Source organism: Demequina aurantiaca (assembly GCF_050598105.1).
Lineage (GTDB): Bacteria > Actinomycetota > Actinomycetes > Actinomycetales > Demequinaceae > Demequina > Demequina aurantiaca_A.
Window position 1 is genome coordinate 674,157 of the sequence record NZ_CP192436.1, and the last position, 23,391, is coordinate 697,547.

The following is a 23,391-nucleotide window of genomic DNA, read 5'->3' on the forward strand; positions in this document are numbered from 1 at the left end:
ACGAGGTCCCTGCTGTCACCGGTTTTGGACAAATTGTTACGCAACATGGTTGGTCTTACCCCAAGCAGGGTGAGTTGCTTGGGGAGACCTTGGCACGATCGCGAACTGACGGTGGCATCGCTATGATTACCCAATGATGAACGGCGATAGACGCGCACCACTTTCAGTTGGCTGGCACGAGGGTCGCAGCACCCTCTGATGGCGTGGATCCTGCTCGGAGTCGGTGTACTACTCACGCTAGGAACCGCGATCTTCGTCGCCGCGGAATTCTCCCTGGTTGCGCTAGATCCCTCGCACATCGACGACGACCCCCGCAGTGGCCGTGTCCGGCGGGCGCTCAAGCACCTGTCGACGCAGCTATCTGGCGCGCAGGTGGGGATCACCCTCACCACGATCCTGCTCGGCTACACCGCGCAGCCCGCGCTGGTCGAGTTGCTGGGGATCCCCCTCGAGTCGACCACGCTGAGCCGGGCCGCCGTCGCGGGTCTCGCCGGAACCCTCTCGCTCATTCTTGTCAACGCGTTCTCGATGATCATCGGGGAACTGGTGCCCAAGAATGCGGCGCTGTCGGCGCCGATGCGCACTGCCAAGTTTGTCGCGCCCCTCAATATGGGGTTCACGCTCGCCCTAAGACCCCTGATCGTGGTGCTCAACCGGCTTGCTAACGCGATCCTGCGGTCGCTGGGGATGGAGCCCAAGGAGGAGCTCGCTGGTGGCCGCTCGCGACAGGAACTAGCCGCGCTGGTGCGGCGTTCCGCGGAGGTGGGCACCCTCGCCCCCTCGACCGCGCTGTTGCTGAAGAACACGATCGAGCTCGACAACCTGACCGCTATCGACGTCATGACCGACCGCACCCGGCTACAAACCCTCGCGGCCGATGCCGTGGCCGCCGACGTCCTGTCGCTCGCGCGGGCGACGGGTCACTCGCGATTCCCAGTGGTGGGCGACGGGCCCGACGACATCGTCGGGCTTGTTCACCTCCGCCAGGCTGTCAGCGTGCCCGCCCACGAGCGCGACGACGTGCGCGTCGGCGCGCTGATGGTGAACGCGCCGCGCATCCCCGAGACCATGCGCATGCTCCCGCTCTTGGTCGAGCTGCGCGGACTCGGACACCAGTGTGCGGTCGTCGTAGACGAATACGGCGGGACCGCAGGCCTAGTCACGCTCGAGGACGTGGTCGAGGAACTCGTGGGCGAGGTGGCGGACGAGCACGACCGGCGTCGCGCGCCCATCCACCGCACCGCGGGCGGAGCGTGGATCATCCCCGGCGTCTTGCGCCCGGATGAGGTGCGCGAACGTACCGAGCTGGAGATTCCCGAGTCTCCCGCGTACGAGACCCTCGGCGGCTTTGTGATGGCGCGGCTGGGTCGCGTCGCAGAGGTGGGGGACCAGGTCGAAGCGGGCGCGGTGCGGGTGAGGGTGGAGCGCATGGAGGGTCGCCGCATCGACCGTGTGCGCCTGGAGCTAATCGCGCCGGAACCGACCGAGGGCGGTGACGTCCGATGACGCTGTCAATGACCCTGCTTGTTATTGGGCTACTGCTCGCCAACGCTTTCTTTGTGGGAGCCGAGTTCGCGGTGATCTCCGCGCGACGCAGTTCCATCGAGCCGCTCGCGCAGGCGGGTTCGAAGTCCGCCAAGACCGTGCTGTGGGCGATGGAGAACGTCTCCCTGATGCTCGCGTGCGCGCAACTGGGTATCACGGTGTGTTCGGTGTCGCTCGGAGTGGTGGCTGAGCCCGCTCTCGCGCACGCACTCGAGCCGCCGATGCAGGCCCTCGGGTTCTCCGAGTCCGCCGCGCACGTGGTGGCCGTCATCATCGCGCTGACCATCATCGTCGGTCTGCACGTCGTGATTGGTGAGATGGTGCCCAAGAACGCCGCCGTGTCGAGTCCCGACCGCGCCGCGCTAATCTTTGGCCCGCCGCTGGTGATGATCGCTCGCTTCGTCCGCCCCATCATCGTGGCGCTGAACTGGGTCGCGAACCACCTGGTCCGGGCCATCGGCTTCGAGCCGCAGGCCGAGATCACGTCGGCGTTTACCGCCGACGAGGTGCAGTCGATCGTCGAGCGCTCCAGCGCCGAGGGCACGCTGTCCGATCCGGACGGACTGCTGACCGGCGCCATCGAATTCTCCGATTACACCGCGGCCGACGTGATGGTGGCGCTGGCGGACGTGAGGGGCGTCGACATGGGCGTCACGGTGGATGGGCTCGAGGCGGCTGTCGCCGACACGGGCTTCTCGCGCTTCCCGGTGCGCGAGGGCGACCATTTCGTGGGCTACCTCCACATCAAGGATGGGCTCTATGCGCGTCCTGGGGAACGCGAGGAGCCCATCCAGCGTTGGAGAGTGAGAGACCTTCCGACGGTCGCCGTGGACGATGAGATAGAGAGCGTCATGGCGCAGATGCGCGGGTCGGGCGCCCACGTGGCGTCAGTTCATCGCGGCGAAGCGGCGGTCGGCATCGTGTTCCTCGAGGACATTATCGAGGAACTGGTGGGCGAAGTGCGGGACTCAATGACGCGGGGCAAATAGCCCTCCGTCAAGTGCTGTGATTCATCCGACATGAGGTTGGCCTAGCCATCGTCGTTACCATTTGGTTACTATTGGACGTGCCCCCCGATCTGGGGGCACACGTAATTTTCAAGACCGCCGGCCTTCCCTAGGTAGCAGGCGACGACAGGGTAGGAGGCGAATGTGAGTAACCGCGTGCGCCCCGACCAGGCTGTCGAGAGCCAACGTCCGCGCAAGGTTGCTCGCATCGAACGGACCCAGGAACACCAGGTCCGCACCACCCACCGTCGCCGCAAGGTGCTGACGCGCCTGGGAGTCCTCGCCGGATTCGCGCTCGCGATGGTCGTCTATCCGGTGATGGGCACCATTACCCCGTACGGCAATGCCGCGGAGGCGCTGCCAGACGTCGTCGCCGGCGCCGCGCCCTCGACTGCGCGAGCGATCCTAGGCGGCGGCCCGCAGTTGCTGTCTTCCGACCTTCCGCTTCCTTCGGTCGACGACCAGGCCTCCGCGATTCTCACCTCGTTCGAGGAGCCCGCGGGCACGGCACTTCCCGATTGCGTGAGTTCATCTCACTCCTCCGGCAGCAACGGGCTGCTCTCTTCCTCCGACCTGTGTGACCTCTGGGTTCCTGGTGAGAAGCTGCGTGCCGACGCTGCAGTGGCGTTCGCCGCCCTCAACGAGCATTACAAGTCAGAGTTCGGCCACGACATTTGCCTGTCCGATAGCTACCGTTCGCTCAGCAACCAGTACGCGACCAAGCGTGCGCGCGGGTACTTGGCCGCGACGCCTGGTACCTCGATGCACGGTTGGGGCATTGCGGTGGACCTGTGCTCGGATAGCTCGAGCGGCGCGTCCAAGGCTTGGCTCGACGACAACGCTGGGATCTACGGTTGGGCCAACCCGGTCTGGGCCCAGACCAGTAAGTACGAGCCGTGGCACTGGGAGTTCACCGAAGCCGCCGCCAGTTACTACAACGAGATGTGGGGCACCGGCTACTAGGCCGATGAACCCCCGGTCCTTCGTAGGCGAGCGCTCGCCTAGTCAGCGGCGCCTACGAAGTGTCGATCTCAGAATTATTTGCGGGCGAATGCGTCCCGGCCTCTTGCGCGATACCGGGCGGAGGGACACTCTTGTAGCAGGGGACATGCCAATGGCGGCAAGTCCTCATTCGACGCCAAGGTAGATCAGCCGGTAGCGCGATTGCGACACGAGGAGATGCGCATGCTCGTTGGGGTTCCCACTGAGATCAAGAACCGTGAGACGCGAGTCGCGCTCACCGCGCAGGGAGCGCGAGAGTTGGTGGACGCGGGCCACGACGTAGTGGTCCAGGCCGGAGCGGGTGCGGGATCAATGATCCCGGACGACGACTACCTGGCGGCCGGAGCGCGAATCGGCACTGTAGACGAGGCTTGGGGAGCGGAGTTGGTGCTCAAAGTCAAGGAGCCCGTCCCCGAGGAGTACGGCCGCCTCGGAAACCAGACCCTGTTCACGTTCCTGCATCTCGCGGCGAACCGGCCCCTGGCGGACGCCCTCGTGGCGGCGGGAACTACCGCGTTGTCCTACGACACCGTGCAGCTCGAGAATGGCTCGCTGCCGTTGCTTGCGCCCATGAGCGCGGTGGCGGGGCGGCTGGCCGCGCTCGCCGGGGGATATCACCTGCTGAGTTCGCACGGCGGGCCGGGCATCTTGATGGGCGGGATCGCGGGCGTTCCCCGTGCCGCCACTGTGGTGATCGGTGCCGGCGTCGCGGGCACGAACGCCGTGGAGCTCCTGTCCGCCATGGGCGCGGAGGTGACGGTGCTGGACCTCTCGGAACCGCGCCTGCGCCAGATTGAGGCGCGGGGACTCCCCGGCGTGACGACGGTCCTCTCCACCCCCGAAGCGCTCGACCGCGTGGTCGTGGAGGCCGACCTGGTGGTGGGCGCGGTGCTCGTGCCCGGCCACCAGGCGCCCAAGGTCGTGAGCCACTCCCAGGTCGCGAGGATGCGAGCCGGATCAGTGCTGGTCGACATCGCGATCGACCAGGGCGGCTGCTTCGAGGACTCTCACGCCACCACCCACGACGACCCGGTCTACATCGTCGAGCGGTCGGTGTTCTATTGCGTGGCGAACATGCCGGGCGCAGTGGGCGCGACGGCTACCGCGGCGCTCACCCACGTGACGCTGCCGTATGTGCTCGCGCTCGCGGGCGGTGTCGACGCTGCGCTCGCCGCCGACGCTGCGCTCGCGGCCGGCCTCAACGTCACCGGTGGTCGCGTGGTGCACCCCGTGATGATCGAGGCGTTCCCCGACCTCGCTTAGCGAACGTCGCATCGAAAACACTGGCGCGGCCCACGTGCCGCACAACGCACAGGAGTTAACGGCATGAAGCAACGCACCATTGGCGGTCATTCGTTCGCGGCTATCGGTCTAGGCGGGATGCCGCTGTCGATCGAGGGCCGTCCGGACCGGGACCGGGCCGTCGCCACCGTGCACGCTGCCCTCGATGCCGGAGTCACTCTCATCGACACGGCTGACTCGTACAACCGGGATGCGAACGAGACGGGCCACAACGAGGCGCTCATCGCGGAGGCAATCGCGGGGTACGGCGGCGACACCTCCGGCGTGATGGTGGCGACCAAGGGCGGTCTGGTCAGGCCGGGCGACGGCACCTGGCTCAAGGACGGTCGACCGGAGCACCTTAAGGCCGCAGCCAAGGCCAGCGCACTGCGACTGGGGGTGGACACCATCGGGCTGTATCAGTTGCACCGCCCGGACTGGCGGGTGGCGTACGTCGACTCCTTGGGCGCGATCCGGGACCTGTTGGACGAGGGCGTGATCGCGATGGCGGGAATCTCGAATGCCGACATGATCAAGCTCGCTCAGGAGGTGCTTGGCGGCAGGCTGGTGTCCGTTCAGAATCAGTTCTCGCCGCGCTACACGTCAAGTTACAACGAGCTGCAGTACTGCCAGGCGCAGGGAATTGCGTTCCTGCCCTGGAGCCCACTGGGCGGGATATCGAACGCAAGCAAGTTGGGTTCGCGGGCTGCGTTCCAGGAGGTGGCCGATGCGCATGGAGTCTCCCCGCAACAGGTCACCCTCGCCTGGGAACTGGCGCTCGGCGACGTGGTGTTGCCGATTCCCGGCTCTTCTCGGCCCGAGTCCATCACTGATTCGGCGAAGGCCGCGGACTTGGAACTCACGCCCGGTCAGATCGAGCAGCTCAGCGTGGTGCTGACGCCCTAGCGGCGTTGGGGACCTAGCCGCGGTGGTGCCCTGGCTGACATTGACGGCCAGCGGGAACGCCGGCAATCCAGCGCGGGGCGAGGCGCTCCCTAACGCTTGCGGAAGAACGCGGCAAGCCCGCTGTCCGGAGCAGGTTCCGCGGCATCGTCCGGCTTGGCCGTGCCGGTGCCCTCGACGCCCGTGGGCGATGACGGGGGTAGAGGCGGGATTGTGGCTGCGGCTTCCGGCGCTGGGGAATCTGACGCGGCGGTTTCTTGCGAGACCACAGCGGCGGGCCGTGGGTCGGTTGGGTGCGGGTCGGTCGGACGCGGGTTGACGACGGCGTAGTCCCTCAGCGCGCGGCCAGCGGCCTCACGGCCGTCACGGATCAGGCCGGGGATGTCCTTCTTTACCCACTGCGAGCGGTGCTGGAGTCTGGGGCTGACAAGGGTGACGTCCGACCGGATCTCGAGCTCGTGAACCTTGACAGACGAGCGTTGGGTCCCCGGGCCGTCCCATTCGGGGGCTAGCCGCACCCCGATGACGTGGCGCGCGCCCATCTCGAACGCGGCCTCGAGCGGTAGGTTCTCGTAGATCCCGCCGTCCAGCAGCAGGTGGCCATCGAGTTTGGACGGCGCGAAGATGCCCGGCACCGAGATCGAGGCGGCCACTGCTGGGTACAGCGGTCCGTGGTCGAGCAGCACCGACCGGCCTTCTGCGAGGTTGGAGGCCACCGCGCCAAAGCGGATGGGCAGGTTCTCGATGAGTTCCTCGTCGATCACGGACTCGATGCTCGCCCGCAGGCCCTCGGTGTTGAGCAGGCCGAGGCTCGGGGCCATCGAAAACGTTCCGAAGTTGCCCCATTCGGCGTCCAGCACGAGCCGCTCGAGCTCGTAGGGGTCGAGCTCCGAGGCGTACGCGGCTCCGATCACGGCGCCTATCGACGTGCCGACCACGATCGAGGGCGTGATGCCGCGCTCGTGAAGTACCTGCAGCACGCCAACGTGCGCGGCGCCCAGGGCGCCCCCGCCGCCCAGCGCGAGGGCGAGGTGCGGTTCGTAGCGGAGGTCGTCGTGCCTGATCATGTTTCACATCGTAGAGACACGGAGGGAGAAATGCGACGTATGCGCGGTATGAGCACGTCCACTCGCACATGACGGGGATGCGTCGTAGTCTTGCCGGAAGCCCGCGGGCTGAGGCGAAAGACCCCCGCGTCCACCCCCGCACACGGAGGAAACGCATGGAGCAGCGCAGCATCGGCAAGGTCACCGTGAGCGCGGTGGGGTTAGGCGGGATGCCGCTGTCGATCGAGGGCCGTCCAGACCAGGACCAGGCGCTGGCTACCATCCACGCCGCGCTCGACGCGGGCGTCACCCTCATCGATACTGCGGATGCCTACCACCGCGATGCGACCGACGTGGGCCACAACGAGACACTGATAGCCAAGGCGCTGCGGCAGTACGAGGGCGATGCGTCCGAGGTGCTGGTGGCGACCAAGTCCGGGCACCTACGTCCCGGCGACGGGTCCTGGACCCTGAACGGGCGTCCGGACTACCTCAAGCACGCGGTCAAGGCGTCCGCGGCGCGACTGGGCGTCGAAGCCATCGGCCTGCACCAGTTCCACCGCCCGGACCCATCGGTGCCGTACGAGGACTCCATCGGGGCGCTCGCGGAGCTGCTCGACGAGGGCGTCATTCAGATGGCGGGTGTCTCGAACGCGAACTGCGACCAGATCCGCCTTGCGGACAAGGTGCTGGGAGGCAGGCTGGTGTCCGTCCAGAACCAGTTCTCGCCAGCCTTCGTGTCGAGTTATTCGGAACTTGAGCTCTGCGAGGACATGGGTATCGCCTTTCTGCCGTGGAGCCCGCTCGGCGGGATCCGCAACGCGGCGCGGCTGGGTCAGAAGCACGAGGTGTTCGCGCGGATCGGCCGGTCCCACGGCGCGAGCCCGCAGCAGGTGACCATTGCGTGGCACTTGGCGCTGTCGCCCGTCGTGATCCCGATTCCCGGAGCGTCGCGGCCTCAGTCGATTCAGGATTCGGCGAAGGCTCCGGAGCTGGAACTCAGCGCGGGCGAGATCCGCGAGCTGAGCGCGGTGCTGGGGCGCTAGGAACAAGTCGCCGGCCGGGGATTTGCTCGGCGAGTTGGGGGTGAAACGGTGAGAGTGCCCTCGACAGGAGTCGAACCTGCGACCTTCGGTACCGGAAACCGGTGCTCTATCCGCTGAGCTACGAGGGCGTGACGCGGTGATGCCGCGACAGTCGAGAATACCAGGGTGGCGCGAGGTCCCGAGCGCCGCTGCGCGCGGGCGCCGGCCCGGCGGCTCGGATTGGCGACTTTAGGTAGAAACCCTTTGCCCCCATCGCTCGTTGAACGAGTATGGCAATCAAGCGAAAACGGCGGGCAGCCTGGGCGCTAGCGATCATCCCGAGCCTCATCTTGGTCACGGCGTGCGTGGGTCAGTCGGGTGACGGTGGCGACGATGTACGCAGCCAGGAGCCGCCGGACGCGATCGGCGTCGTCACGTCAGTGTCAAAGGACGCCACCACGGTGGCGGTGGGCTTCACAGCGGACCAGGGCTACGAGTACTTCGACAAGACGACGTTCGACCTGTCTACCGCGGGCGGCCTCGAGGATCCCGACGGCCTCGCCGCGGATCCGAACAACCTCGCTGTGGGGGACCACATCGAGGTCTGGGTCGGCGAATGCGAGGAGTCGCAGCCGGTGAGGTGCGACCACCCGCTCGCGCGCATCGCGCCCGAATCCGAGGACAACTAGGCGAGCCCGGCGCGGGATTGTGCCGCAGGCGCGAGAGCGGCGGGGCCTGGCACGATGGGAGCATGACTCACCACATCTCCTTGACCCTGGTCGGCGGGCCCACCGTCGTGTTCGACTACGCGGGCCTGCGCTTCCTCACTGACCCCACCTTCGACCAGCCCGGCCCAAGCGGAAACCTCACCAAGCTCACCGGACCCGCTGTCCCTCGCGACGGCATCGGCAGTGTGGACGTCGTGCTGCTTTCGCACGACGAGCACGAGGACAACCTGGACGTTTCCGGCCGCGCGGCGCTCGCGGACGCGGGACTCGTCCTCACCACTCCAGAGGGGGGCGAACGGGTGAAGAACGCGCGCGGGATGGCCAGGTGGGAGTCGGTGACCGTCGAGGGCGCCGATGCGGTGGTCACCATCACCGCCGTGGCGGCCAGGCACGGTTCGAGCGCGGTCAAGCACCTCGCCGGTCAGGTGACGGGCTTTGTGCTCGAGGCCGAGGACTGGCCCACGGTCTACGTCTCCGGCGACAACGCCTCGGTCGAGAAGGCGGCGCAGGTGGCAGAGAAGTTCCCCGACGTAGCGGTGGCGGTGCTGTTCGCGGGCGGGGCGAAGGCACCGAGCATCGGCGACGTGCTGCTGACCCTGGATGCCGAGCGCGCCGCCCAGGTGGCCGCGCTGTGGCCGGACGCCAGCATCGTGCCCGTGCACATCGACGACTGGGCGCACTTCACCCAGCCGCGTGAGGCCTTCCTCGCACAGTGGGTTCGCTTCGCACCCGTCTCGCGCCTGGCCATGGCGCAAAGAGGACAGCAGCTCCTGGTTCCCTAGGCGGTGCTGTCGCCGGCCCCGCTCTTGTCGGCCCCGGCGCCTATGGTGAGGTGATGACAGAAGATCAGCTGGGGCCAGTGGAGCCGTGGATTGCGGCGTTAGTGAGTGAGCTGCCCGGAGCGGAGGTGATCGCGTATCCGGAGTGGGGCTCGCAGACGCTTCAGGTCGCGGGTAAGCACTTTGGGCGGGTGGGTAGCGACCCCCAGGGGCAGCGCATCCTGACTCTCAAAGGGGACCCCGACGACAACGCCGCCCTCGTCCAGGAGTACGAGGCGGTGACACCCGGGTACTACGCGAATAAGCGGCTGTGGATCTCGGTGCGCATCGAGGACGGTTCAGTGCCGCGGGAGTTGGTCGAGGAGGCGCTGAAATCCGCCTACGCGATCGTCCGCGCGTCGCTGCCCAAGCGTGTCCAGGCCCAACTTGGCTGAGCGCGGCGGCTGCGCAGCGCCGATAGACTGAGGGGGTGACTCCAGAAGAACTTTCTCAGACCATTCGCGACGCGCTGCTCAGCGGTATCGACGACTCCGACTTCCAGCTGTCGCCATTCGACGTGCCCGAGGTGCGGGTGGATCGTCCGCGCCAACGCGACCATGGTGATTGGTCGACCAACATCGCGATGCAGCTGGCCAAGACGGCGGGAACCAACCCGCGCGAATTCGCCGCGACGCTTGTTGAACGCCTGGTAGACGCGGACGGAATCGAATCCGCCGAGGTCGCGGGCCCCGGGTTCATCAACATCCGTCTGGCCGCCGGCGCCGCTGGGGAACTCGCCAAGGGCATCGTGGAGTACGGCAAGGACTACGGCCGCGGCGAGTCGCTGACCGCCACGACCGTCAACATCGAGTTCGTCTCCGCGAACCCCACCGGACCCATCCACTTGGGAGGCACGCGCTGGGCCGCCGTCGGCGACTCGCTCGCGCGCCTGCTCGAGTTCCACGGCGCCGATGTGGTGCGGGAGTACTACTTCAATGACCACGGCGGCCAGATCGACAACTTCGCCAAGTCGCTGCTCGCGGTGGTGCTCGGCGAGGAGACTCCGGAGAACGGCTACGCCGGGCAGTACATCCAGGACATCGCGAACGAGGTCATGGTTGAGGCCGTGGCCGCGCAGGACCAGGACCCGCTCGAGTTGCCCCGCGCCCAGGCGCAGGAGTTCTTCCGCGATCGCGGCGTGAAGCTCATGTTCGCGCAGATCAAGCAGTCGCTTCACGACTTTGGCGTCGACTTCGACGTCTACTTCCACGAGGATTCGCTACACAAGTCCGGCGCGGTGGACAAGGCCCTCGCGCACCTGAAGACCACCGGCGCGCTCTACGAGGCGGACGGGGCGTGGTGGCTGCGGTCCACCGACTATGGCGACGACAAGGACCGCGTGGTCATCAAGTCTGACGGCCAGCCGGCGTACATCGCGGGCGACCTCGCGTACTTCAGCGACAAGCGGCACCGCGGCGCTGACCTCTGCATCTACCTGCTGGGGGCGGACCACCACGGCTACATCGCGCGCCTCAAGGCGGCCGCGGCCGCGTTTGGCGACGACGCCGAGTCCGTCGAAGTCATCATCGGTCAGATGGTGAACTTGGTGAAGGACGGCACCCCCGTACGGATGTCCAAGCGTGCGGGCACGGTGGTGACCATGGAGGACCTGGTCGACGTAGTCGGGGTGGACGCCGCGCGTTACGCCCTGGCCCGCTCGAGCGCCGACTCGATGATCGACATCGACCTGGACCTGCTGGCCTCCAAGTCGAACGCCAACCCCGTGTTCTACGTGCAGTACGCGCACGCCCGCACCGCGGGAGTGGCGCGAAACGCGGCCGAGTACGGCATCGAACGGCGCAAGGCCTTCAACCCGGACCTGCTGACCCACGAGGCCGAGGCCAAGCTGCTGGGCATCCTGGGCGAGTTCCCGCGGATCGTGACGCAGGCGGTGGAGTTCCGTGAGCAGCACCGCGTCGCCCGCTACCTTGAGGACGTCGCGGCCGCATTCCACGGTTGGTATGACCGCACCCGTGTCACCCCCCTGGGGGACGAGGAGGTCACCGACCTCCACCACACGCGCCTCTGGCTCAACGACGCCACCGGCCAAGTACTGCGCAACGGATTGCACCTGCTGGGTGTGAGCGCACCGGAAAGGATGTAGTCATGTCGGGCATTTGGTCAGCTTCGGTAGAGCGGTCCCGCGACGGCGCAATCTCCGTGGGCGGCGTCGATGTGCGCACCCTCGCGGCCGAGTACGGGACGCCCCTCTATGTGGTGGACGAGGCGGACATGCGCGCGCGTGCCGCGGCCTTTCGCGACCACTTCGCCGCGGCCTTCGGGCGCAAGGGCGCCAAGGTCGACGTGTACTACGCCAGCAAGGCGTTCCTGAGCTCTCAGGTTGCCCATTGGATGCGCGAGGAGGACCTGTGCGTTGACGTCGCCTCCCTGGGCGAACTGGAGATCGCGCTGCGCGGCGGGGTGAGCCCCGCGCACATCGGGCTCCACGGCAACAACAAGTCTGACGCCGAACTGCGTCGGGCCCTCGAGGTGGGCGTGGGGCGGATCATCGTCGACTCCTTCACCGAGATCGCGGTGCTCGACGCTCTCGCGGGCGAGCTGTCCGTGGTCGCGCCGGTGATGGTACGGGTCACCACGGGCGTACACGCCGGCGGTCACGAATACATCGCCACCAGCCACGAGGACCAGAAGTTTGGGCTATCCCTGGCTACCGGCGCGGCGTACGAGGCCCTGATCGCTTGCCACGACGCGGCCAACCTGAACCTGCTGGGAATCCACACCCACATCGGGAGTCAGATCCTGTCGCTCGCCGCTTTCCAGGAGAGCGCCGAGCGCATGCTGGGGCTTCGCGGCGCGTTCGCCGCGGACACCGGGACGGAGTTTCCGGAGGTTGACCTGGGCGGCGGCTACGCGATCGCGTACACGGAGAACGCGGAGGCGTTGCCGACTCGGGAGGCCGCCTACGGGATTGCCGATGCGGTGGAGGCGGCCGTCGCCAAGGTGGGTGGCTCGTGGCCACGCTTCAGCATCGAGCCGGGTCGTGCCATAGCCGGGCCCGCGGGCATGACCCTTTACACGGTAGGCGTGGTGAAGCAGGTTCAACTCGAGGACGGCGGCGGGCGTCAGTACGTGGCGGTCGACGGCGGCATGAGCGACAACATGCGCACCATTACCTACCAGGCGGACTACACCGCCACCATCGCCTCGCGGCTATCCGACGCCGAACCCGCGCAGAGCCGCGTCGTGGGCAAGCACTGCGAGTCGGGAGACATCGTCGTCAGGGACGTCGGCCTGCCCCACGACATCGCTCGTGGCGACCTGCTCGCGGTCCCGGCGACCGGCGCGTACGGACGCTCGATGGCTAACAACTACAACGCTGCGCTGCGGCCCGCGGTCGTGTCCGTGAAGGACGGGGTCTCCCGTGTCCTCGTACGTCGCGACACTATTGCCGATCTACTCGCCCTGGACGTCGCGCCTGACTGACTCCGAATGCACCGAGCCCGCCAACCCGGAGAGGGGATGGCGGGCTTTTTGCGTTCGGGTGAGGCTGGCCCAAACGGCGGAGTTGACCGCGTCGGCCAAGGGGGTTGGCGTGCGTTTTTAGTCGCGCAATCCCGCCCACGACGTGAGGATGCTGATCCCGTCGGAGATTTCCCCGTAGACCCGGTCGTAGGTGGCCTGGTCCCGGGACCACGGGTCGTCGAGACTGCGCAGCGGGGCCGGCGCGATGTCGTTCTGCGTGCGCAAGGTCGCCGCGGCGCTCGCGAGTCGCTCGGCCGGGGAATCACCCGGCGGCCGAGCCGCTCGCAGGGCCAGGTCTGTCGCCTGCTTGAACCCGAACACGTGACTGGGGACGCGCCCGAGCTCGTCCGCAATCCAGGTCAGGTGCGACTGAGTCGCCACCAAGACCAGGTCCGACTGGTCGATCAATTCGGCGTTGAGCTGCGTGGGCCGATGCGACGGAATGGTCAGGCCCGCGGCGGACGCAGAGCGCCGCATTGGCGTCGGAACGTCCATTCCGGTCTCAGCATGTGTTCCCGCTGACGTCACGAGCGCGGCTGAACCCCACTCCTGCGCGGCGAGGTAGTGCATGGTGGGGGACCGGCAGATGTTGCCGGTGCAGACCATCAGGATGCGGGTCGGGTGATTCATTGCTCCAGCGTATGTGACGCGACCAGCCGGGGCCTGGTGCCACGGCGACTCCCGTTGGGTAGGGGAGTTCTCCCCATTTTTCGCTACCCCATCCCGATTTGACGCCGCATCACCTATATTAAAAGTACGCGGTCGAGGCTCGACCGAACGCACCTGAAAGGCGGTTCTCCATGTCGATTTTCAAGCACCACGACAAGAAGGAATCCGACACTAGCGAGGCAACGGAGTCTCCTAGAAGTTCCGACGACGACGCCTCGGCAGAGGAGTCGTTTGAAGGCACGGAGAATCCCATCGAACTCGAGCATGATCGGGCGCTTGCTAGGCAGATCCGTAGCACCACCCCTATCCGGCCCCCCGGCATCTAGCAATACTCGACTAAAGATTGTCGGGAATCTTTTTCTAACTGGTTCGTTCTACTCAGTAGACGGCAAACTTTACTCATTGAGAGGATTGGTTTTCATGAGCACTTCGGAGCAGAGCAACGCAAGCGAGCACGAGAAGACTGCGGCGCTTCACGAGATTGCCGAGGAAGTCGAACATGATCGCGAAGTCAAGGGTCACTCGTTGCTAGATGGCGAGAACGTCATTGGCAACCGCGAGGGTGCCTCCGAGGGCCACGAGGACTCGACTCTGGCGAGCGAAGTCCAGAGCATCCCGCCCGCGATGCCCTCCGGCAACTAATTAGATTTGTGACGGCCGGGCGATGACGCCCCGTCCTCACGCAAGACCCCCACGGCCCCGGTGTATCCCTCAGCACGCCGGGGTCGTGGGCTTTTCTATGCAATGGAGCGACACACCCCTTTCTCCCTATAACCGCTAGGGTGTAGCAGTGCCTCAACTGACTCCAGACCCAGTAAAAATCGCCATCCTCGGATGCGGAACCGTGGGCACCCAAGTGGTGCGTTTGCTCAATGAGCAAGCCGACGACATGGCGGCCCGCGTCGGGGCGCCGGTCCACATCAGCGGCATCTACGTGCGCGACACCGCGGTTCCCCGCGACGCCGTGGTGCCTCGCGAGTTGCTGACATCTGATCTGGATGCGCTCATCGCTGACTCCCATGTAGTGGTCGAGCTCATGGGCGGGATCGAGCCGGCGCGCACGGCCATCGTCGACGCGCTGAACGCGGGCAAATCCGTCGTGACGGCAAATAAGGCGTTGCTGGCGCTCAAGGGCGCTGAGTTGTACGAGGCTGCCGACGCGGCCAACGCGGACCTCTACTTTGAGGCCGCCGTCGCGGGGGCCATCCCGTTGGTGCGACCGGTGCGCGAGTCGCTCGCGGGCGACCGTATCCAGCGCATCCTCGGCATCGTCAATGGCACGACCAACTACGTGCTCGACGAGATGACGACCAAGGGACTGCCGTACGACGAGGTCGTGGCGGAGGCCCAGCGCTTGGGCTACGCCGAGGCAGACCCGACGGCCGACGTAGAGGGACACGATGCCGCGGCCAAAGCTGCGATTCTCGCGTCTCTCGCGTTTCACCAGCGGGTATCGCTCGACGACGTGTTCTGCGAGGGAATCAGCTCGGTGACGGCAGATGACGTCGCCGCCGCGACGGAGTCCGGCCACGTGATCAAGCTGCTCGCGATCGCGGAGCGTACCGACGAGGGTGTCGCCGTCCGCGTCCACCCCGCACTCGTTCCGCTGAGCCACCCGCTCGCGGGGGTGCGCGGTGCCTTCAACGCTGTGTTCATAGAAGCGGAGTCCGCAGGCGAGCTCATGTTCTATGGCCAGGGAGCGGGCGGGGGCCCCACGGCATCGGCCGTCATGGGCGACGTCGTCTCCGTCGCAAGGCACATTGCCGGCGGCGGCAAGGGACCGCGCGAGTCGAACTACGCGGATCTGCCCGTGCTACCCATCTCAGCGGCGAGCACCCGCTTCCAGATTCGGCTCAATGTCGCCGACCGGCCGGGCGTGCTGTCGGCGGTATCGGCCATTCTCGCTGGCAAGGAGATCTCCATCGAGACCGTGCGCCAGAGCCCCGGTAGCGGCGGCACGGCGGAACTAGTGATCTCGACGCATCGGGCGCCCGAACGGGACCTCGAGCAGACAGTGTCGGACTTGCGCCGGGCGGATGCGGTTAACGCCGTGCTCTCGGTGCTTCGAATTGAGGGAGAGTAATGGCGCACGTCTGGACCGGAATCATCCGTGAGTACATGGACCGAATGCCCTTCGACGCCGATGATCGGATCGTCTCGCTTGGCGAGGGAGGCACGCCGCTGATTCACGCTGCGACCATCTCGAGCATGGTGGGCGCCGAGGTCTTCGTGAAGTACGAGGGCATGAACCCCACGGGCTCCTTCAAGGACCGCGGCATGACGTCCGCCATCACCCAGGTGGTCAAGGACGGCGACCACACGGTGGTCTGCGCGTCGACGGGGAACACCAGTGCATCGGCCGCTGCGTACGCGGCCCACGCGGGCCTGAAGTGCGTCGTCATGATTCCCCAGGGCAAGATCGCGGCGGGCAAGATGGCGCAGGCGATTGTCCACGGCGCGAAACTCGTGCAGGTCGACGGCAACTTTGACGAGTGCCTTGACATCGTGCGCGCGCTCAGCGAGGACTACCCGGTGGCGCTGGTCAACTCGGTGAACCCGTACCGGCTGCAGGGACAGAAGACCGCGGCGTTCGAGATTGTGGATCAGCTGGGAGACGCCCCGGACATTCACATGCTTCCGGTGGGTAATGCCGGAAACATCTCTGCCTACTGGATGGGCTTCAACGAGTATGCCGACGCGGGTCTCGCGACCAAGCGACCCAAGATTTGGGGCCTCCAGGCGGAGGGCTCCGCGCCGTTCGTGCAGGGCCACCCCATCAAGGACCCCGAGACCATCGCGACCGCGATCCGGATCGGCAAGCCAGCCTCGTGGGACCTCGCAATCGCGGCTCGTGACGAGTCGGGTGGATGGATTCGCGCCGTATCGGACGACGCCATCTTGCGTGCGCAGGCGATGCTTGCTGCGGACGTTGGCGTGTTCGTGGAACCCGCCTCGGCGGCGCCCATCGCGGGCCTTCTCGCCGCATCGGCCGCAGGGGAAGTGCCCAAGGGCGCGACCATCACCTGCACCGTGACGGGCAATGGATTGAAGGACACCGCCACGGCACTGGGCGGCAGAGAGGTAGACCCCGAGGTGATTCCGGTCGACGTCGCGGCCGCCGCGCAGGCGCTGGGACTTTAGCCATGCGGTTGGGTTCCGACCACGTCGTGGTCACCGTTCCGGCCACCGCGGGCAACCTGGGGCCAGGCTTCGACGCGCTCGGACTGGCGCTGGGCGTTGTCGACGAGGTCGAGGTGCGCGCCCTGGGAAGCAATAAGGTGATCATCGAGATCGACGGCGAGGGTGCTGACACCCTTCCGCGGGACGAGTCGCACCTCCTGGTGCAGGCGCTGCGCGCGGCGATCGACCACGTCAACGCCCCGCAGATGGGCCTGCACATCAAGGCGACCAACCGGATTCCCCACGGGCGTGGACTCGGGTCGTCAGCAGCCGCTGTGGTGGCAGGCATCTCCGCCGCGCGAGGGCTCATCGCGGAACCCGAAGCGCTGTCGGGCGAGATCGCGCTAGACCTCGCCACGCGGTTTGAGGGCCACCCAGACAACGCCGCTCCCGCGATCTACGGCGGCGCGACCGTCGCGTGGCAGGACGAGAACGGCGCCCACGCTTCGCAACTAGCGATTGCTCCCGGGATAGAAACTGCCGTGCTCATCCCTGAGTCCGTGCTGCCCACCAAGCAGGCGCGATCGGTTCTTCCCGCACAGATTCCGCACACGCACGCAGCGTTCAACGTGGGGCGCGCCGCGCTGCTCGTGAACGCGCTGGCCCGCAGGCCTGAGGATCTCTTCGCCGCGACCGAAGACAAGCTCCACCAGCACTACCGCGCGGACATCATGGCGTCCGCGATGACGATGATGCGGTACCTGCGCGATCAGGGGCTCGCCGCTGTGATCTCCGGGGCCGGCCCATCCGTATTGGTGATGGGGGAGTCGCTGTCGGACTCGTTCCTGACCACGGGCGACGCCAAATGGGCGGTAGGCATGGGCGGCGAGAACTGGCGCGTGGTGCACACGACCGAAAGCGTGCCGGGCGCGACCACGCGGCGCGTGTAGAGCACCAGTCCGAGCGCGGGCGCCGGCCCTCCTCCCATGCCCGCTAGGTTCACGTCACGGTTGATTGTGCGTTCGCGCACGTTGTTGCGTTCACGCAGGGGTCGCTCCGCCCCGATTCTCGAGTATCCCGACGAGGATCTCGCGGCACCACAGCGGCCGACTCACGATGTCCTTGTACCCGAACCGCACGGTAAGAACGCCAATCGACGCCAGTTTGGCGTCGCGGCGGATGTCGGCCTCGCGAGCGCCCAATTCACTGTGATACGCGGCGCCGTCTAACTCGATCGCGGTCCGCGTTTGCGCGTGATAGAAATCGCATCTGAACCGATCGGTGCCCACGCGCAGTCGATGTTGGCGTAGGAGGTCCTTGAGCGGTGGGCAGGCGAAGGCGACATCTGCGGCGTTCTGTTCAAGGAAGCTCTCCGCGCCGAGTAACGCCGCGTTGGTGGTGGCCTCGAGGCGCCGGCGATCTCGGACGCGGGGCGTCGTACGAAGCGCATCCACCAACGCGGCAGGGTCGACGATGCGCTTGTTGATGCACGAGTAGAGCACCGCATCGCGTTGGTGGTGGGGGAGCAGCCCGAAGGCCTGGAGGAGCGCGAACTCGGGGGTCATGAGCGTGCCGTCCCTCCACTGCGCAGTGAGGTACGGGTATGAGGCCCGCGAGAGCCGCACCCAAGGGGGTGGACGCAATCCAGTTCCGTGAGGCACCACAATGTGGACCTCGTGCGGAGGTTCCGCGAGCCCTCCCCACGCGAAAAGTGCAGCAGCGCCCGCGACGGATGCCCGACTGCCAGCCCATCGACGGGCGGCATGTGCGCGCGCGGCGAACGAGTCGGAATGCACCGCTGAGACGAAAACATTAGGTAGGAGGCGTACTAGCTCGCCTTTGCGAAGCGCGGTGCGCATCGCCTGGCGGCTTGCCTCCCGGGTGAGTTCCCGGCCTGAGTAGGAGCGGGCGTCCATCGCGAGAAGGTCGCGAAGTCGGTCGCGCGCGGTCGTGTTGGCCATACGCCTTTGATAACTGACCGCGGTGCTTCACACCGCGTCCCGGCGCGATCTGTGGACAGGAGGGCCGGCACTTCCCCTCCTAGCCCACCGCTGATCAACCACCGCGTGAACGCATGGTGCTGTCCTACCCCATAATCAGCCACCAAATGAATCCACGGTGGGCGAGGGGCCGGAGGGGTGAGGGGGCTAGGGGACTAGGGGACAGAGGGCCGGAGGGGCTGAGCGCCCGAGCGGCGCAGGGCAGCAGGGGAGGCAAGCCGGAGAGCCGCGCTAGCGTGGGGGCATGATCATCCGCCCCGCCGAACCCGCCGACCGAGACGCAATAGCGCGCATCTGCCTCCTCACGGGTGATGTGGCCCGCGACGCGACCGGTGTGTTTTGCGACGACGCCGCCATCTCTGACGTCTACGCGACCCCGTATCTCTACGGCCCCGGCGGATTCGCCGTGGTGTGGGACGTAGACGGCGAGCCCCGAGGCTACGTGCTCGGGACCGATGACACAGTCGCCTTCCAGGAATGGTTCACACGCGAGTGGTGGCCGCGGGTGGGCGCGCATCGGACTCAGGTCACTGCCAAGGACGAGTGGCTCCTCGCCGCCGCCGCTGACCCAGAGCGGATGCTCGAGCCCCATGTTGCGCAGTACCCGGCTCACCTGCACATCGACCTCCTGCCGGAGGCCCAGGGTAAGGGCGCTGGGCGTGCGCTGATCGAGGCGGCCGTCGCGTTGTTGGCGAAGCGAGGCGTGGGCGGAGTTCACCTGGGCGCCGATGCCGCAAATGCCGGCGCGCTCGCGTTCTACCCCCGCGTGGGGTTTGAGATCCTCTCGCGGGACGCGGGCGGGGTTCTGTTTGGGCGCCGCATCGCGGCAGATTTCCCTGCGGGCTGAACCCCACAATCATTGCGTAAAGGCGGAGTATATTTGCCGGTGAGCCCGTAGCTACCGCGCGGCCGATGCGGCCAAGGTTCGCGGACAAGGGGAGATGCATGCTCTGGAAGTTACTGGTCACCTCCGTTCGGCCGTACTGGCCGCTGCTGGCGGGTGTGGTGTTCTTCCAACTTGCGCAGTCCATCGCGAACCTCTTCCTGCCGGCCCTCAACGCGGACATCATCGACAACGGCGTCGCGGTCGGCAACATCGACTACATCTGGCAGGTCGGCGGCATCATGCTCGGGCTGTCGTTCGTGCAGGTAATCTGCGCGATCGTGGCGGTCTTCTTTGGCGCAAAGCTGGCGATGAGGGTGGGGCGAGACCTGCGCGGGCAGATCTTCGGCCGCGTTGGAAGCTTCTCCGAGAACGAGGTGCAGCACTTTGGTGCACCGTCGCTCATCACGCGGTCCACCAACGACGTGCAGCAAGTGCAGATGCTCGTACTCATGAGCTCGACGCTGCTCGTGACGGCGCCCTTCATGGCGATCGGCGGCGTGATCATGGCGATGCAACAAAACGTCACCCTGTCGTGGATCTTCGTGATCGCTATACCGGTGCTGCTGATCGCGGTGTCGCTGATCATTGTGCGGATGGTGCCCCACTTCCGGCGGATGCAAAAGCGCATCGACGCCATCAACCGCATCATGCGGGAGCAGCTCACCGGCATGCGCGTGATCCGCGCATTCGTGCGGGAGCCTCAGGAGAAGGCTCGCTTCGGCGCAGCCAACGCGGAGGTCACCGACTCCGCCCTGCGCGCGGGACGGCTCATGGCCGCGATGTTCCCGATCGTCACGGTGGTCCTTAACCTGTCCTCGGTGGCCGTGCTGTGGTTTGGCGCGAACCTCGTGGATAGGGGTCAGATGCAGGTCGGTGCGCTCACCGCTTTCTTGACCTATCTCATCCAGATCCTGATGGCCGTCATGATGGCGACGTTCCTGTTTGTCATGGTGCCGCGCGCGACGGTGTCCGCGGACCGGATCGGAGAGGTGCTGGAGACGGACACCTCGGTAGCCGTGCCGCTAAATCCCATCCGTGAACTCCGCGAGCGGGGAGTGGTCGAGCTCAGCGATGTCACCTTCCAGTACCCGGGAGCGGAGCAGCCCGTCCTGTCGCACGTGTCGTTCTCGGTCAAGCGTGGCACCACCACCGCGATCGTTGGCTCGACCGGCGCGGGCAAGACCACCCTGCTTAACCTGCTCCCGCGTCTCTACGACGCGAGCACCGGAACTGTAGCCGTCGGGGGCGTGAACGTCGCTGACCTCGACCTCGACGAGCTCTGGAAGCGCATCGGCCTAGTCCCTCAGCGGCCCTACCTCTTCAGCGGAACCGTGGCCACCAATCTCCGCTACGGAAACCCGGACGCCACTGACGATGAACTCTGGGAGGCACTGCGCATCGCGCAGGCCAGGGAATTTGTCGAAGCGATGCCGGGGCAGTTGGACGCCCCCATCGCGCAGGGCGGCACCACTGTCTCGGGCGGCCAGCGTCAACGGCTGTCGATCGCGCGTGCGCTGGTCCGCAAGCCGGACATCTTCCTCTTCGACGACTCGTTCTCCGCCCTCGACACGGCCACGGACGCGAGGCTGCGCCGGGCGCTCAGCACCTCGGTCGCCGACGCCACGGTGATAGTGGTGGCGCAGCGGGTCTCCTCGATTGTGGACGCGGACCAGATCCTGGTGCTCGATGACGGTGTGATCGTCGACCGCGGCACCCACGCTGAGCTTCTCGAGTCGTCCCAGACCTACCAGGAGATCGTCAGTACCCAGCTCCGGGCGGAGGACGCGGCATGAGCGCGGCGAAGCACACCGAGGCCCCGGAACAGGATCCGGCGCACGACGACACTCCCAAGCCGCCGCCCCGCGGCGGTGGGCACGGGCCCTTCGGCGGTCCGCAGATGCCGGCCGAGAAGGCGATGAACTTCCGACAGTCAGCCAAGCGCCTCGCTGGCCTGCTCCGTCCTGAACGGGCGCTGGTTCTGGCCGTGATTGCCCTGGGCGCGGTATCGGTCACCCTCGCCGTCGTGGGCCCAAAGATCCTGGGCGAGGCGACCACCGTCATCTACGAGGGATTCATCACCCAGACCCCGATCGACTTCGCTCGCCTGCACACCATCCTGCTATGGGTGGCGCTGATCTACGTCGGCTCGTCCTTGCTCGCACTGGCGCAGGGCTACATTCTCAACGGCGTGACGCAGCGGACCGTGCTGAAGCTCCGCGAGGAGGTCGAGGCGAAACTACACGACCTGCCGCTGAGCTACTTTGACCGGCACCAGCGGGGCGACCTGCTGAGCCGTGTCACGAACGACATCGACAACGTGTCGCAGACGCTGCAGCAGACCCTGAGCCAGCTGTTCACCTCGGTGCTGACCATCATCGGTGTGGTGATCATGATGTTCGTGATCTCCCCGCAACTGGCCCTCATCGCGCTCGTCTCAATTCCGTTGACGCTGGTGATTGTGGCCCTGGTTGCCAAGCGGTCTCAGCAGATGTTCGTGGACCAGTGGAAGCACACTGGCGAACTGAACGCGCAGGTCGAGGAGACGTACACGGGGCACTCGCTGGTCAAGGTGTTCGGGCGTCGTCCAGAGGTCGAACGCACCTTCGCGGAGAAGAACGAGGAACTTTACAAGGCGAGCTTTGGCGCGCAGTTCGTGAGCGGCATCATCATGCCCGCGACGCAGTTCGTGGGAAACCTGGTCTACGTGGCGATCGCGGTGGTCGGCGGCATCATGGTCGCGAACGGCGCGCTGCCCATCGGAGACATCCAGGCTTTCATCCAGTACTCGCGGCAGTTCTCGCAGCCACTGTCCCAGCTGGGTTCGATGGCGAACCTCCTGCAGTCTGGAATCGCCAGCGCCGAGCGTGTCTTTGAATTGCTCGACGCGCAGGAGCAGAGCAAGGACGTCGAGCCTGCACAGACCCCCGGCGCCCTCAACGGTCGGCTGGTCTTTGAGGACGTCGCGTTTAGCTACTCCAAGGAGACCCCTCTCATCGAGGACCTCTCGCTGGTGGCGGAGCCGGGCAAGACCATCGCGATCGTGGGGCCGACGGGGGCGGGAAAGACGACCCTGGTGAACCTGATCATGCGCTTCTACGAGCTCGACAAGGGCCGCATCACGCTGGACGGCGTGGACATCGCGACCATGACCCGCGACGACCTGCGATCGCGCACCGGAATGGTGTTGCAGGACGCCTGGACCTTCGAGGGGACCATTCGCGACAACATCGCGTACGGGCGGCCGAGTGCGACTGAGGCGGAGATCCTGGCTGCCGCGGAGGCGAGCTATGTCGATCGGTTCGTGCACTCGCTCCCGGATGGCTACGACACCATTCTGGACGATGGCGCCGGAAACGTTAGCGCCGGCCAGAAGCAGCTGTTGACGATCGCGCGCGCCTTCTTGGCGCGCCCGTCGGTGCTGATCCTCGACGAGGCCACGAGCTCGGTGGACACCCGCACCGAGTTGCTGGTGCAGCACGCCATGAGCGAGCTGCGCCGCGACCGCACCAGCTTTGTGATCGCGCACAGGTTGTCCACGATTCGCGACGCCGACCTGATCCTGGTGATGGAAAACGGTCGCATCATGGAGCAGGGAACGCACGCCGAGCTGCTGAAGACGCCGGGCGCCTACGCACGGCTGTATGAGGCGCAGTTCGCAGCGCCAATCGACGATGTCGACGCGCCAATCGACGATGTCAACCCGCCGTCGGCGGAGTCTGCGGCCTTCGAGAGCTCGAATACGGCGCACCCTGATGGCCCTCCGCATGCGGGGGAGAGCCGGACCGACGTCTAGAGGCTGCTCTTCACCTTCGCGGTCAGACCATAGGGTGACGGCGAGTCGCAGCGGATACTACGACCAGAGTCACATGTCGAATGAG

22 protein-coding genes and 1 tRNA gene are annotated in these 23,391 nt (G+C 66.4%); 19 read left to right on the forward strand and 4 right to left on the reverse strand.

The window, feature by feature from the left end; genetic code table 11:
* Window positions 1-198: 198 nt before the first annotated feature.
* The 5 genes from ACQU6B_RS02985 (at window position 199) to ACQU6B_RS03005 (ending at window position 5,741) form a co-directional block, all read left to right on the forward strand.
* Window positions 199-1,506 carry a hemolysin family protein gene (locus ACQU6B_RS02985; protein ID WP_430868562.1) on the forward strand — a complete coding sequence of 436 codons (1,308 nt, stop codon included), beginning with the start codon at window positions 199-201 and terminating at the stop codon, window positions 1,504-1,506.
* A gap of 8 nt (window positions 1,507-1,514) precedes the next feature.
* On the forward strand, window positions 1,515-2,534 hold the full coding sequence (locus ACQU6B_RS02990; RefSeq protein WP_430868563.1) for a hemolysin family protein: 1,020 nt from the start codon (window positions 1,515-1,517) through the stop codon (window positions 2,532-2,534).
* A gap of 162 nt (window positions 2,535-2,696) precedes the next feature.
* Window positions 2,697-3,515: a D-alanyl-D-alanine carboxypeptidase family protein gene (locus ACQU6B_RS02995; protein ID WP_430868564.1), complete on the forward strand. Its 819-nt coding sequence runs from the start codon at window positions 2,697-2,699 to the stop codon at window positions 3,513-3,515.
* Between the two features lie 222 nt (window positions 3,516-3,737).
* Window positions 3,738-4,817: an alanine dehydrogenase gene (gene ald, locus ACQU6B_RS03000; protein WP_430868565.1), complete on the forward strand. Its 1,080-nt coding sequence runs from the start codon at window positions 3,738-3,740 to the stop codon at window positions 4,815-4,817.
* A gap of 63 nt (window positions 4,818-4,880) precedes the next feature.
* Window positions 4,881-5,741: an aldo/keto reductase gene (locus tag ACQU6B_RS03005; RefSeq protein ID WP_430868566.1), complete on the forward strand. Its 861-nt coding sequence runs from the start codon at window positions 4,881-4,883 to the stop codon at window positions 5,739-5,741.
* An 89-nt stretch (window positions 5,742-5,830) separates the two neighbouring features.
* Here the strand turns inward: ACQU6B_RS03005 and ACQU6B_RS03010 are convergent, their stop codons facing one another.
* Complete coding sequence (locus tag ACQU6B_RS03010) at window positions 5,831-6,805, reverse strand: patatin-like phospholipase family protein (protein ID WP_430868567.1); 975 nt, start codon at window positions 6,803-6,805, stop codon at window positions 5,831-5,833.
* 155 nt (window positions 6,806-6,960) lie between these two features.
* Here ACQU6B_RS03010 and ACQU6B_RS03015 point away from each other — a divergent pair, with 155 nt between their 5' ends.
* Complete coding sequence (locus ACQU6B_RS03015) at window positions 6,961-7,830, forward strand: aldo/keto reductase (RefSeq protein ID WP_430868568.1); 870 nt, start codon at window positions 6,961-6,963, stop codon at window positions 7,828-7,830.
* Between the two features lie 55 nt (window positions 7,831-7,885).
* Here the strand turns inward: ACQU6B_RS03015 and ACQU6B_RS03020 are convergent.
* A tRNA-Arg gene (locus ACQU6B_RS03020) sits at window positions 7,886-7,958 on the reverse strand.
* Window positions 7,959-8,099: 141 nt separating this feature from the next.
* On the opposite strand from ACQU6B_RS03020, the gene ACQU6B_RS03025 reads away from it, so the two are divergent.
* The 5 genes from ACQU6B_RS03025 (at window position 8,100) to lysA (ending at window position 12,799) form a co-directional block, all read left to right on the forward strand.
* Entirely contained in the window at window positions 8,100-8,498 is a 399-nt protein-coding gene (locus ACQU6B_RS03025) for a hypothetical protein (RefSeq protein ID WP_430868569.1), read from the forward strand.
* 62 nt (window positions 8,499-8,560) lie between these two features.
* The gene (locus ACQU6B_RS03030) at window positions 8,561-9,319 is read left to right on the forward strand and encodes an MBL fold metallo-hydrolase (RefSeq protein WP_430868570.1); all 759 of its coding nucleotides are present in this window, start codon (window positions 8,561-8,563) and stop codon (window positions 9,317-9,319) included.
* A gap of 53 nt (window positions 9,320-9,372) precedes the next feature.
* Window positions 9,373-9,750 (forward strand): MmcQ/YjbR family DNA-binding protein, encoded by a 378-nt coding sequence (locus ACQU6B_RS03035; RefSeq protein WP_430868571.1) that lies wholly within the window; start codon window positions 9,373-9,375, stop codon window positions 9,748-9,750.
* A gap of 35 nt (window positions 9,751-9,785) precedes the next feature.
* The gene (gene argS, locus ACQU6B_RS03040) at window positions 9,786-11,459 is read left to right on the forward strand and encodes an arginine--tRNA ligase (RefSeq protein WP_430868572.1); all 1,674 of its coding nucleotides are present in this window, start codon (window positions 9,786-9,788) and stop codon (window positions 11,457-11,459) included.
* 2 nt (window positions 11,460-11,461) lie between these two features.
* Window positions 11,462-12,799: a diaminopimelate decarboxylase gene (gene lysA / locus ACQU6B_RS03045; protein WP_430868573.1), complete on the forward strand. Its 1,338-nt coding sequence runs from the start codon at window positions 11,462-11,464 to the stop codon at window positions 12,797-12,799.
* Between the two features lie 117 nt (window positions 12,800-12,916).
* Here the strand turns inward: lysA and ACQU6B_RS03050 are convergent, their stop codons facing one another.
* Entirely contained in the window at window positions 12,917-13,468 is a 552-nt protein-coding gene (locus tag ACQU6B_RS03050) for a hypothetical protein (protein WP_430868574.1), read from the reverse strand.
* A gap of 170 nt (window positions 13,469-13,638) precedes the next feature.
* Here ACQU6B_RS03050 and ACQU6B_RS03055 point away from each other — a divergent pair, with 170 nt between their 5' ends.
* The 5 genes from ACQU6B_RS03055 (at window position 13,639) to thrB (ending at window position 17,577) form a co-directional block, all read left to right on the forward strand.
* Window positions 13,639-13,833 (forward strand): hypothetical protein, encoded by a 195-nt coding sequence (locus ACQU6B_RS03055; protein ID WP_430868575.1) that lies wholly within the window; start codon window positions 13,639-13,641, stop codon window positions 13,831-13,833.
* A 94-nt stretch (window positions 13,834-13,927) separates the two neighbouring features.
* Window positions 13,928-14,149: a hypothetical protein gene (locus ACQU6B_RS03060; protein ID WP_430868576.1), complete on the forward strand. Its 222-nt coding sequence runs from the start codon at window positions 13,928-13,930 to the stop codon at window positions 14,147-14,149.
* A gap of 148 nt (window positions 14,150-14,297) precedes the next feature.
* On the forward strand, window positions 14,298-15,590 hold the full coding sequence (locus ACQU6B_RS03065; RefSeq protein ID WP_430868577.1) for a homoserine dehydrogenase: 1,293 nt from the start codon (window positions 14,298-14,300) through the stop codon (window positions 15,588-15,590).
* The gene (gene thrC / locus ACQU6B_RS03070) at window positions 15,590-16,648 is read left to right on the forward strand and encodes a threonine synthase (RefSeq protein WP_430868578.1); all 1,059 of its coding nucleotides are present in this window, start codon (window positions 15,590-15,592) and stop codon (window positions 16,646-16,648) included. The genes ACQU6B_RS03065 and thrC overlap by 1 nt, the downstream gene beginning before the upstream one ends.
* A gap of 2 nt (window positions 16,649-16,650) precedes the next feature.
* Window positions 16,651-17,577 (forward strand): homoserine kinase, encoded by a 927-nt coding sequence (gene thrB / locus ACQU6B_RS03075; RefSeq protein WP_430868579.1) that lies wholly within the window; start codon window positions 16,651-16,653, stop codon window positions 17,575-17,577.
* Window positions 17,578-17,667: 90 nt separating this feature from the next.
* On the opposite strand, the gene ACQU6B_RS03080 is transcribed toward thrB, so the two are convergent.
* Entirely contained in the window at window positions 17,668-18,588 is a 921-nt protein-coding gene (locus ACQU6B_RS03080) for a DUF559 domain-containing protein (protein ID WP_430868580.1), read from the reverse strand.
* A 283-nt stretch (window positions 18,589-18,871) separates the two neighbouring features.
* Between ACQU6B_RS03080 and ACQU6B_RS03085 the strand changes: the two genes are divergently transcribed.
* From ACQU6B_RS03085 to ACQU6B_RS03095, 3 genes are all read left to right on the forward strand, one after another.
* On the forward strand, window positions 18,872-19,474 hold the full coding sequence (locus tag ACQU6B_RS03085) for a GNAT family N-acetyltransferase (protein ID WP_430868581.1): 603 nt from the start codon (window positions 18,872-18,874) through the stop codon (window positions 19,472-19,474).
* A gap of 98 nt (window positions 19,475-19,572) precedes the next feature.
* Window positions 19,573-21,306 carry an ABC transporter ATP-binding protein gene (locus ACQU6B_RS03090; RefSeq protein ID WP_430868582.1) on the forward strand — a complete coding sequence of 578 codons (1,734 nt, stop codon included), beginning with the start codon at window positions 19,573-19,575 and terminating at the stop codon, window positions 21,304-21,306.
* Window positions 21,303-23,306: an ABC transporter ATP-binding protein gene (locus ACQU6B_RS03095; RefSeq protein WP_430868583.1), complete on the forward strand. Its 2,004-nt coding sequence runs from the start codon at window positions 21,303-21,305 to the stop codon at window positions 23,304-23,306. The genes ACQU6B_RS03090 and ACQU6B_RS03095 overlap by 4 nt, the downstream gene beginning before the upstream one ends.
* Window positions 23,307-23,391 lie beyond the last annotated feature (85 nt).